At 60.3% G+C, this 9,996-nt stretch carries 9 protein-coding genes; all 9 read right to left on the reverse strand.

Going from position 1 to position 9,996, the window contains the following annotated elements:
* Positions 1 to 8: 8 nt before the first annotated feature.
* A complete protein-coding gene (ribF, locus tag AAY81_RS06135) occupies positions 9 to 941 on the reverse strand; it encodes a riboflavin biosynthesis protein RibF (protein ID WP_066662711.1) in 933 nt (310 codons plus the stop codon).
* Entirely contained in the window at positions 925 to 1,938 is a 1,014-nt protein-coding gene (gene truB / locus AAY81_RS06140) for a tRNA pseudouridine(55) synthase TruB (protein ID WP_066662714.1), read from the reverse strand. The genes ribF and truB overlap by 17 nt, the downstream gene beginning before the upstream one ends.
* A gap of 8 nt (positions 1,939 to 1,946) precedes the next feature.
* On the reverse strand, positions 1,947 to 2,921 hold the full coding sequence (locus tag AAY81_RS06145; RefSeq protein ID WP_240480558.1) for a DHH family phosphoesterase: 975 nt from the start codon (positions 2,919 to 2,921) through the stop codon (positions 1,947 to 1,949).
* Complete coding sequence (gene rbfA, locus AAY81_RS06150; RefSeq protein WP_066662718.1) at positions 2,914 to 3,273, reverse strand: 30S ribosome-binding factor RbfA; 360 nt, start codon at positions 3,271 to 3,273, stop codon at positions 2,914 to 2,916. Before rbfA ends, AAY81_RS06145 begins: the two co-directional genes overlap by 8 nt.
* Positions 3,273 to 6,035, reverse strand: a complete 2,763-nt coding sequence (gene infB / locus AAY81_RS06155) for a translation initiation factor IF-2 (protein WP_066662720.1) — start codon at positions 6,033 to 6,035, stop codon at positions 3,273 to 3,275. The genes rbfA and infB overlap by 1 nt, the downstream gene beginning before the upstream one ends.
* Before the next feature lie 9 nt (positions 6,036 to 6,044).
* Positions 6,045 to 6,350, reverse strand: a complete 306-nt coding sequence (gene rnpM / locus AAY81_RS06160; protein WP_240480559.1) for an RNase P modulator RnpM — start codon at positions 6,348 to 6,350, stop codon at positions 6,045 to 6,047.
* A 12-nt stretch (positions 6,351 to 6,362) separates the two neighbouring features.
* Positions 6,363 to 7,574, reverse strand: coding sequence for a transcription termination factor NusA (gene nusA / locus AAY81_RS06165; RefSeq protein WP_066662722.1), 1,212 nt, complete (start codon positions 7,572 to 7,574; stop codon positions 6,363 to 6,365).
* Positions 7,575 to 7,592: 18 nt separating this feature from the next.
* A complete protein-coding gene (locus AAY81_RS06170; RefSeq protein ID WP_066662725.1) occupies positions 7,593 to 8,063 on the reverse strand; it encodes a ribosome maturation factor RimP in 471 nt (156 codons plus the stop codon).
* Between the two features lie 173 nt (positions 8,064 to 8,236).
* A complete protein-coding gene (locus AAY81_RS06175) occupies positions 8,237 to 9,940 on the reverse strand; it encodes a GGDEF domain-containing protein (protein ID WP_066662727.1) in 1,704 nt (567 codons plus the stop codon).
* Positions 9,941 to 9,996 lie beyond the last annotated feature (56 nt).

Below are 9,996 nucleotides of genomic sequence, written 5' to 3' on the forward strand. Positions count from 1 at the left end.
TTCCCCTTCTAATGCAGAATCATGTTATCGCGAACCCATTGAATGTTGCCCATAACCGTAGAGATGAGCTCTTCGGTGGAAGAGAACTTCATCATGGGCCGTAGCCAATGATGATACTCCACCCAGATGCGCTGACCATACAGATCGCCATCGAAATCGAGCAAATGCACCTCGCAGTTGGCGGTGGACTCGTCTTTGAACACGGGGCTCACGCCCGACGAGATAGCCGCTTTGTACGGCACGCCATCAACGCGCGCAATACCCGCGTACACGCCATCGGCGATGACCTTCTGCTGCGGCGGCACGAGCAGATTCGCCGTACGGAAGCCAAAATCACGGCCATCCTGGCGACCCGCAAACACCTTCTCGTGAATGGCGTACGGACGCCCGAGCAGGCGATTCGCCATATTGATTTCGCCATTGGCAAGCAAGCCGCGAATGCGCGTGGCCGAAATGGGGCGCCCATCGGAAGACACCAAATGGTGAGCGTGGATGACGGTACCCGATTGCGCAGCCCATTCCTGCAGGTCGGACACATGACCTGCGGCCTTCGCGCCAAAGGCGAAATCGGAACCCACATGCAAAAACGCGGGAACGTGGCCGCCAAACGTAGACTGCAGGAACTGAAGCGGCTCGTTCGCAGCGAACTCGCGCGTAAACGGCAGCGCGCACACGGCGTCGACGCCAGAAGCGGCCAGGACCTCCAGGCGGTCTTCGTTGGACAGAAGCTTCTTCAGGCCCGCGGGATCGAAGATTTCGTCGGGGTCGATGTCAAACGTGAGGGCAATGGAACGTCCGCCGCTCTGGGCAGCCGATTCAATAGCCGCATCAAGTAGATAGCGATGCCCCGTATGCACGCCATCGAACACGCCAAACGCACACGAAGCGCCATCGAAGAGCGAATAATCGAACGAATCGTCGACCCTATATATCGGAGCCACGTTTCACCCCCACCGCAAAGCCGCAGCACGATTTCAGGGAATCGCTTGCAGCGTCGTACGAATACATGGCCTTGAGCGTATCGCCAACGACGATGCATACTTCCTCACCGTCGAACAGCTGCCCATCGGCCGGATGCACACCGCTCGTGCACCCGCAAAGCGCCATCTGCTGACGCACCTTGGTATCGTAGGCAAAGAGCGGCAGGTCCGCAACAGGAAGAGGACGCCCGCATTCGACATCGCGCTGCAGAGAGCCGCGTGCGAACACGAACCTACGCTCCATGAGCTTCACCGGGTCGAGCAGGCTTCCAAACGGGTCGCGCTCGAGCGCTTCCAGGGAAACGCAGGATTCGACATCAAGCAAACCCGTGCGCGTGCGGCGCAAAAAACCGACGTGCGCGCACGTGCCCATGGAAGAACCCAAGTCGCGCGCGATGGAACGAATATACGTACCAGCGGAAACGCTAGCGCGCACGTGCCACACGGGCACATCCCCGCACAACTCAAAGCCAATGAGCTGCGCGTCGTAGATTTCGATATCACGCGGCTGCAATTCGATGATGTTGCCGCGACGCGCTTCCTCGTAGGCCTTCTTGCCATTCACCTTGATGGCAGAGTACACGGGCGGAAGCTGCTTGTGCTTCCCCACCAGGCCCGCTACGACTTCGCGCGCATGCAACTCGTCGTACGCCTGGCTAGGAACGGCAAGCGTTTTTGTGACCTGGCCTTCCGCATCATCGGTATCGGTTGCCGTACCGAAGACAACCGAGAACTCGTACGTCTTGTCGTGCGCGGTAAGGAAACGATCCAAGCGCGTAGCAGGGCCCACGCAGATGATGAGCGCACCGGTAGCCGCAGGATCGAGCGTGCCAGTATGGCCAATGCGTCGCTCGCCGTAGATGCGGCGACAACGATTTACGACATCGTGAGACGACATGCCTGCGGGCTTGTCGATGCCCACGACAAAGGAATACCCCGTAGAACTACGCTTAGCCATGGCGGGACCTACAGGGCAGCAAGCTCGGCGGCAACCGCTTCGCGCGCCTGCGCAAGCGTGCCATGGAACGTGAAGCCAGCAGCCGCACGATGGCCACCGCCACCAAGACGATTTGCAATGCTGGCAACGTCGGTATCGTCCTTCGCACGCAGGCTACCGCGCACGCAATCTTCCTGCTCGCGCAGGATGCATGCCACGCGAATGCCACGCACGGAACGAAGTACGTTAATAAGGGGTTCGGCATCGGCCTTCACGGCGCCAAGCTCTTGGAAGTCGGCGCGCGTAAGGTAGCTAACAGCCGAAACGCCGTCATCCGAAATGGACATGCGGCTGAGCATGACCTTCTGCAGCTCGAGCGAGGCAAGGCTGCGGTTCTGGAAGACTTCGCGCGCGACCAGATCGGGACGCGCACCTGCTTCCACCATGCTAGCCGCCAGGCGCAGTGCCTGAGCGTTGGTGTTCTGGAAGCTGAAGCCACCCGTATCGGTAACCAAGCCCGTGTAGCAGCACAGGGCCACTTCGGGCGTGCGCGGAGCACCCAGAAGTTCGACCAGCTGCCAGATGATCATAGAGCAGGACGGAGCCTGCGAATCGACGAAATACGCCTGGGAAAGCGGCGTCTTGAAGAGGTGATGGTCGACCGTGACGGTATGGGCGGCACCGGCATGCAGCGCAGCGGCGTCTTCGCCCAACCGGGCGGCGGCGGGCACGTCGACCGTAACGAACGTGTCGAAGCTGCCCTGAAACTGGGATGCGGGAACCAATTCGGAAGCGCCCGGAAGGAAGCGCAGGCCGTAGTCGATGGGCTCGTCGTGGGCCAGCAAGCACGTAACCTGCTTGCCCAGGGAACGCAGTGCATGGGCCAGGCCCAGCTGCGAGCCAATGCAATCGCCATCGGGGCTAATATGACCGCAGATGACGAGGCTCTGCGCTTCGAGCAGCGCAGACGCCACGCCTTCCAGGCTACCGAACTCGCTAGTCAACGCTTCCACCGCTCCTCTTGGCCTCGCGAAGCAGGGCGCTTTCGATGCGCTCGGCCTCGTCGACGCTAGCATCGAGGATGAAGCGCAGCTCGGGCGCAACGCGCCAGGACAGACGCTTCGCCATGAGCGAGCGAATACGGCCCTTGGCGCCCTCGAACGCGGCGGCAACGCTTTCGTATTCCGAAGCGTCGGCCGTGTAGTACACGTTGCACACGCTGCGGTCAAAGCTGACTTCGCAGCCCGTAATGGTGACCAGCGACAAGCGCGGGTCGGAGATGTCGAAGAGCAGCGCGCTGGCGATGACCTCGCGCGCTTGCTCGTTTACCTTGCGAGAAGAACTACCCTGCTTCATTACTCGGTACGCTCCACTTCCACCGTCTTGTAACCTTCGATGGTGTCGCCCACCTTGATGTCCTGGTAGCCGTCGATGCCAATGCCGCATTCGTAGCCCGAACGCACGCTCTTGACGTCGTCCTTGAAGCGACGCAGGCTGGCGATGGTGCCTTCGTAGACAACCGTACCGTCGCGCACGATGCGCACGCGGTCGTCGCGGCTGATCTCGCCTTCCATAACGTAGGCGCCGGCGATGGTGCCCACCTTGGGAACCTTGAACGTCTCGCGGACTTCCACGATGCCCGTGTCCTTTTCCACGATGTCGGGCGAAAGCAGACCAACGCGAGCGGCGTTGATGTCTTCGATGGCCTGGTAGATAACGCGATACAGGCGAATGTCGACCTTTTCCTTTTCCGCCATCTGCTTGCTCTTGCCCATGGGGCGCACGTTGAAGCCGATGATGATGGCGTCGGAGGCGGCAGCCAGCGTGACGTCGGTCTCGGTGATGCCACCAACGGCAGCATGGATGATGTTGATCTTTACTTCCGACTGGTCCATCTTGTCGAAGGCGCCACGCAGGGCCTCGATGGAGCCGTCGACGTCGGCCTTCACAACCAGGTTCAGGTCGGTCGTCTTGCCTTCCTCGATGCGGTTGAACAGGTCGTCCAGCGACATGTGGGAAGCTTCCTGCTGCTTCAGGCGCTTGCGCAGAGCGCGTTCCTCGGCCAGCTTGCGGGCGTCGCGCTCGTCTTCGAACACGCGGAACTCGTCACCTGCAGTGGCAACGCTGTTCAGGCCCAGGATCTCGACCGGGTCGGCGGGATACGCCTCGTCGCGATGCTCGCCACGCGGGTCGATGAGGGCGCGCACGCGGCCATAGCTGGTGCCGGCAACCACGGTGTCGCCGGGATGCAGCGTACCACGGGCAACAAGCACGGTGGCCACGGGACCACGGCCCTTGTCGAGCTTCGACTCGATGACGTAGCCGCTGGCGTCGGCATTCGGGTTGGCCTTCAGTTCCAGAACGTCGGCCTGGAGCAGAATGGTTTCCAGCAGGTCATCGATATGCAGGCGCTTCTTGGCCGACACGTCGACGAACATGTTCTTGCCGCCCCATTCCTCGGGGATGATGCCATATTCGGTGAGCTCCTGACGCACGCGGTCGGGCGTGGCACCGGGCTTGTCGATCTTGTTCACGGCAACCACGATGGGCACGTCGGCAGCCTTGGCGTGGTTGATTGCCTCGACCGTCTGCGGCATGACGCCGTCGTCGGCAGCGACAACCAGAACAACCACGTCGGTGATGCTGGCACCGCGGGCACGCATGGCGGTAAATGCCTCGTGACCAGGGGTGTCGATGAAGGTGACCTGACGGCCGTTGAGGTCGACCACCGAAGCGCCGATGGCCTGCGTGATGCCGCCGGCCTCGCGCTCGGCAACGCCCGTCTCGCGGATGGCGTCGAGCAAGCTCGTCTTGCCGTGGTCGACGTGACCCATGACGGTAACTACCGGCGGACGCGGCTTCAGGTCTTCCTCGCTGTCGTTGTACACGACGGCGTATTCTTCTTCGGGGTTCACGACGCGCACCTTGCGGCCCATGTCGTCGGAAATGAGCTCGATGAGGTCGTCGGACATGCTCTGCGTGAGCGTGAGCACCTGGCCCAGCATGAACAGACGCTTGATGACGTCGTTGGGGGCTACGCCCAGCAGCTCGGCGAACTTCTGAACCGTAGCGCCCTGGGGAATCTCGATGACGGAGTCGTCGAGCACCAGGCTGGGATCGAGGCCCTTCTGAATGGCTTCCATCTCGGCGCGCTCGCGAGCTTCTGCCTGACGCTTTTCCTTGCGCTTGCGGCGACGGCCCTCGCCCTCGTGGCTAGCAGCGGCAACGGCGGCACGCGCTTCGGAAAGCACCTTGTCACGCTGCAGCTTTTCGGCCTTCACGGCCATCTGAGCGTAACGGTCTTCGCCGGATTCAACCTGCTGACCAGCCAATTCGGGTACGTCGGGCTCGAAGGTGTGACCATTGTGGCGACCCTTCTTGCCACGCGCGGGAGCATTGCCGCGAGCAGCCTTGGCGCGGGCGGCAGCTTCCTGCTTGCTCTGCTGGAGACGCTGCTTCTCGCTTTCGATCTGGGAAAGCAGCGAATCGAAGCGGCTGGAGGTGGTGGGAACGGCACGAGTCGGAGCCTTGGGAGCAGCGGCCTGTTCCGTGGACTTGTGGGAAGACTTGCTGCGGGAGGCATGCAGGCGCTGTTCCACGGCCTGCTTCTTCGCAACGTCGCGCTGAACGGCTGCCATACGGGCACGGGCCTTGGCTTCGGCGGCCTCGCGGGCGACGCGCTCCTTTTCGGCGGCAATCTGCTCCGCCAGGTTCGCGTAGGGCGAAGGCGGACGCTTCACGGCCGGAGCCTGGTCGGCCTGGGCCTCTTCGGTATCTTCTTCGGATTCGGCTGCCTGCTGCTGACGCTTGGCGCGCTCGGCTTCGCGCTGTGCGCGTTCCGCTTCCACGGCAGCACGACGCTCGGCCTCTTCCTCGGCCTTCTTGGCTTCGGCTTCGGCCTTTTCCTCGGCAAGCTTGCGAGCTTCCTCGTCGTCGATGATGCCCGCGCGCTCCTTCAGTTCGGGCGCAAGGTTCTTGCGAATCTTGTCGACGTAGGCATCGTTGAGAACGCTCGCGTGGCTCTTGGCCGGAATTTTCATTTCGGCGAGGCGATCGAGCAGTTCCTTACTGGTCATGTTCAGCTCTTTCGCCAGCTCATGTACGCGCATAATTGCCATTCGTTCTCCTTACATTACTTCAGACCGCGAAATCGCGTCGCGCATATCGGCGACAACGCGCGCGAGATCTTGATCGGACACTTTCATCTTCAACGCACGATCTAACCGCTTGGTCTTGCATGCCCGATCAAGACATGCGGCAGAACAGACATAGGCACCGCGGCCGGAAGCGCGCCCCGTTGCGTCGAACGAGACGGCCCCTTCCGGAGAGCGCACGACGCGGTACAGGGAATTCTTTCCCTGCTGCGCACCGCAGGCGATGCAGGTGCGCACGCGCTTTGCGCCAGCCGTTTGCATGTTGCCGTTCTGCCCCATAGGTGCTTCCGCCTACTCTTCCGACTGCGAAGCGTGGATGCCGCAGAAGTGGCTGCCCGGACGGGCATGGTTGCGGCAGCGAACGCCATCGGGGCTTACGTATTCGCACAGACCGTCTTCGTCTTCAACGACATCTTCGTCGATGAGCACGTTGTCGACCGGCGCAGGCGAACCCGCGAAGGAAGCGGACTTGATATCGATGTGCCAACCCGTGAGGCGCGCAGCCAGACGGGCGTTCTGGCCTTCCTTGCCAATGGCCAGGGAAAGCTGGTCATCGGGAACGACCACGGTAGCGTACTGGGTTTCCTCGTCGATTTCCACGTGGGAAACGCGCGCCGGGGAAAGGGCGTTGCGCACGTACACGGCCGGGTCTTCGCTCCACTGGATGACGTCGACGCGCTCGTTGCGCAGCTCTTCGACCACCATGCGCACGCGGCTGCCACGCGGGCCAACGCAAGCGCCTACCGGGTCGAGGTTAGCCTCGCGGCTGTACACGGCCACCTTGGAGCGGGCGCCAGGCTCGCGGGCGATGGACTTGATTTCCACCACGCCGTCGTAGATTTCGGGAACTTCGATCTCGAACAGGCGACGGATGAGGTCGGGATGGGTACGGGACACCACGATGGACGGACGAGCCTGTTCGCCGCGGGCCTTCACATCTTCAGAGTTCGGGTTGCGAACCTCGATGATGAGCGTCTTCAGGCGCTGGTTGTGGCGATAGCGCTCGTTCTTCGGGCGCTCGTTGCGCTCGTTGGGGTAACGCGTCTTGTCGTAGTGCGGCAGTTCTGCTTCCACGCCATCGCGAATCTTGATGATCGTGAAATCGGGCGTGCCCTGCAGCACGGTACCGGTGACCAGGTCGCCTACGCGCTTGCTGAACTCTTCGTAGATGGTCTGACGACCAGCTTCGCGCACGAGCGTGGAGATGACGCTCTTGGCGTTCTGGGCGGCAATGCGGCTTACGTCGTGAGGCGTAACGTCGCGCTCTTCGAACTCGGTGTATTCGCCGGTTTCCTCATCGGGCTCGCCTACGGGCACGAGCTCGTACACGTAGATCTTGCCGGAATTGCGGTCGATGGTGACGCGCGCGTCCCATTCCAGGTCGAGGATATGCTGATAGCTTTTCGCGAGCGAAGCTTCCAGACGCTCGATAAGGTAGAACTCATCGATCTTTCGCTCGTGAGCGAGCATCTGCAACGCTTCAATCAGCTCTGAACTTGCCATAGCCGTTCGTCCTTTCCTCTATGCGTTGAAATCGATTTTGCCCTTTACACGGGCACGTTTGATGTCTTCCAGCGGAATGGAGACGGACTCGCCTTCCGCTTCTACGATAACCGAGCCATCCTGGAAGCCGCGGAGCACGCCCGTCCACTTGGAGCGGCCGGAAACGGGACCGCGGCAAGTGATAAGGACGTCTTCGCCCGCGAACTTGGTGAAATGCTCGGGCGTGCGCAACGGGCGGTCGATGCCCGGGGAGCTTACTTCGAGGGTGTAGGCACCAGGAAACGGATCGATGTCGTCCATGATGGCGCCAATCCACTTCTGGGCAGCCGCCAGCTGGTCGAAACCGACACCGGAAGGCGTATCGATGTACACCTTGATGGTGGGAGCCTTCTTGGCACCCGCCACTTCCACGGTAACGATCTCGATGCCCGCCTGGGTAGCAGCAGGCTCGAGCGCCTCGAGCAGCGTTTCTTCCTTTCGCGTGAGCACGTTCGCACCTCCTGATCGTTTATCGCCCTAGAAAAGAAGAAAGCGGGACGAATCCCACTTTCCAACATTCCGAAAGTATTCCGTATGCGACTTATCGCAAACTCGAATATTTATACCACATTGGAATCAATTTGCCAATGCCATGGAGGTTTCACCACAAATTACCGCGAGGACTAAGCAGGCCGCGCATCCTTCATAGACGACTTGTGGGCGTACATGCTCTCGTCTGCGACGATTTCGGCAACCTCGAACGAACCATGCTCCTTCACGCTGGCCGAACCCACGGCGATGCGCATGGGAAGCGGCGAGCCCTCCCCCGCATTGAACTCGTCGAGGAGCTCGTTGAGACCCACCAAGCACTCGCGAAAATCAGCAGCGGGATCGGACGTGCAGATGACGGCAGTAAATTCATCGCCTCCCTTGCGATAGCACCCGCCGAACTTGCCAAACGTACGGTTGATGCAACCGGCAGCAACGCAAATGTAGCGGTCGCCCGCCTCGTGGCCCAGCGTATCGTTGACGTTCTTCAGGTTATTCACGTCGAGCATGCATACCGCAGCATCTTCCAATAGCCCCGATTCAAACATGTTCTGCAGCTCTTCCTTGGCATTATTCCAAGCGCGTACGTTGCCGACGCCCGTAAGCGCATCGGTAACGGCGAGGTTGCGAATCTCGTCAATCTGGCTGGCGCTTACGGCATCGCTCTTCACGATCTTGCCAATGTTCATGTACACGATAATCAGGGCAATGAGCAGGCCAAGCGACGCAAACATGCCAGGAGTGTAGAACGAAAAGCGCACGTAGACATACGAAATGAGATCGACGATTCCCGTAGCGATGAAAAATATGAGCGCATTGACGACGGAATAATTCCGCACGTAGCTCCCCGATTTCAGCTGAAAGCGAACGGTAGAGCCGATCATGTAGATAGCCAGGCCAGCCTGCAGGAACATGACCACGCGCACGACGCGCATCGTGTAGTGGATGTCGACGATATCGGCAAGGTTGAGGACGAATGCTGCAACGGCCAAAGTCATGGCAACGGCAAACGAAGCCCATACGTAGCGCTTTCCGCGCTTCACCATAAGGGAGTCGGCAAAGGCCACGAGCAAATACGGGGCGAAGATGAGGCTATAGCAATCGATGACGCGCCACAGCTGGATGCTGCCGCCATACAGGTACGGAATGAGCGTATGCATGCCAGACCAAACGCCAACGACGACGCTGAAGAAGCCCAATGACGCCAGGTTATACGTAATGCGGTTGATCTTTCGCAGGTAAAAGTGCACGGCAATGAGGATAGCCCCCAGGAACACCACGCCAAGGCAAATGAGGCCGAGGGGTACGCCACGCAGGAAATGACGATGCACGTAATCGTTCGCCGAGGATATTTCCATGGCCTTGAACTCCGACGAGTTATCGGCGTACATGCCGCTCACGTAGATGTCGACTTCCGCACCAGCATCGGATGACGGCAGGTCGATGAAGTGAAACGCGTACCCGTAGTTATGCCCCACTAACGGGGAACGCTCCGGCTGGAAGCTATAGACCTCTTCCCCGTTCACGTACACGATGAAATTCGTATTGCAGCTGCAGAAGATAAGCTCGGAGCCAGGATCCAGCTCGTACGGAAGCCTGTTATGGAGCATCAAGTTATCGTCGTCGGATAGCTCCGCGTCGCCAAGCATGGAAAGGTCGACGAGATTCCCGCCTTCATCGGTCCAGCCCCGAGCAAAGGAAGTCTGCACCGATTCGACGTCGGCATCGTGAATGTAGTCGCTCGATGCGGCCAACGACAGAACCGTAAGCACGCATATCGCCAAAAACACAACGATGGCCTGGACCCTAATGCGATATGAACGCGTAGTCGCAGTCACATGTACCTTTCCCTGGCAGCCCCCACCTATATCCGTATTGTACCAAGCAAGTCAGC

Source organism: Denitrobacterium detoxificans (assembly GCF_001643775.1).
In the GTDB taxonomy this organism is placed as follows: Bacteria; Actinomycetota; Coriobacteriia; order Coriobacteriales; family Eggerthellaceae; genus Denitrobacterium; species Denitrobacterium detoxificans.

Bases quoted from the DNA above. Each gene is read 5' to 3' on its own strand.
- truB (WP_066662714.1), bottom strand. From the start codon at position 1,938: ATGGCTAAGCGTAGTTCTACGGGGTATTCCTTTGTCGTGGGCATCGAC.
- rbfA (WP_066662718.1), bottom strand. From the start codon at position 3,273: ATGAAGCAGGGTAGTTCTTCTCGCAAGGTAAACGAGCAAGCGCGCGAG.
- infB (WP_066662720.1), bottom strand. From the start codon at position 6,035: ATGGCAATTATGCGCGTACATGAGCTGGCGAAAGAGCTGAACATGACC.
- rnpM (WP_240480559.1), bottom strand. From the start codon at position 6,350: ATGGGGCAGAACGGCAACATGCAAACGGCTGGCGCAAAGCGCGTGCGC.
- nusA (WP_066662722.1), bottom strand. From the start codon at position 7,574: ATGGCAAGTTCAGAGCTGATTGAAGCGTTGCAGATGCTCGCTCACGAG.